The 987-nt window shown below is 66.7% G+C and carries 1 protein-coding gene; it reads right to left on the bottom strand.

Annotation, left to right across the window (positions count from 1 at the left end; translation table 11 throughout):
* A partial coding sequence (locus tag BRAS3809_RS18580) for an OB-fold nucleic acid binding domain-containing protein (RefSeq protein ID WP_035656781.1) occupies positions 1-728 on the bottom strand: 728 nt, incomplete at its 3' end.
* Positions 729-987 lie beyond the last annotated feature (259 nt).

Below are 987 nucleotides of genomic sequence, written 5' to 3'. Positions count from 1 at the left end.
TGCGCGCGCACCAGCGCCAGCGCCAATTGGCCGGCGAGCAGCTCGTCGAACGCGAGCCGCGACCAGAACGGATTTTCGGGCAGGATATCCGTCAGCTCCTGCGGGACATGCACCCGCGTCAGCGCCTCCTTCAGCGAGGGGAAGTTGCAGCGGCGGAGCACCTCCGGGCTGATCCATTCCGGCAGTTCCGGCAGCTTGGTCAGCGCCGCCGCGATCGCCCGCCGCAGCGAGCCGAGCGCGAGGCCTTCGGTCAGCGGATAGACCGGGTCGATTCCCGACAGTTTGGCAAACCCTGCCTCATCGAGGATGCGGTCCGGGTGCACGATCTGCGGCACGCCGTCATACATCTGCACCGTGCCGGAGACGTAGCGCTTGGCGCCGACGGGCAGGATCTTCTCGATGTAGTCGCCCTTCGGCCGGAAGAAGGTCAGGACGACGTCGCCGGTCTCGTCGCTGGCGTAAACCAGATAGGGCGCCCGCGCGTTACGCGACGGACGATGGCGATCGACCGTCACCTCCAGGGTCACGACCGTGCCGGCCTCGACGTCGCGCACCTTGGGCCGGTTGCGACGGTCGATGACGCTGGCGGGCAAGTGCAGCAAGAGATCGACCAGCCGCGGCGTCTCGCTCGTGCTGAGCAGGTAGCGCAGCAGCTTGTCCTGCTTCGGCCCGACCCCGGAGAGGGTCGTGACCGGCGCAAACAGCGGGTTGAGGATGGCAGGGCGCATGGACCGAACACTTAATTTGCTTTGCAGGCCGGAATAGCCGTGATGACCGAGACATCCACCTCTTTTTTCCGCGGTTTCAGGGGGCGCGACATGCCGGTTCTGCACCCCGCGAGGGCTGACAGGACCCGCGCGCGCCGCTATATGAACCGCGCCCGGCACCGTCCGGGCTTTTGTCGTTGTCCTGCAGGAAGATCGCGATGACCGGAACGACCCGTTCGAGCCAAGGCCTAGACGACCGCCGCAAGCGGCTGCTGTTCCG

Origin of the sequence: Bradyrhizobium sp. STM 3809, assembly GCF_000239795.1 — a bacterium.
Classification (GTDB): Bacteria; Pseudomonadota; Alphaproteobacteria; order Rhizobiales; family Xanthobacteraceae; genus Bradyrhizobium.
This window is presented reverse-complemented; position numbering and strand designations above follow the sequence as displayed.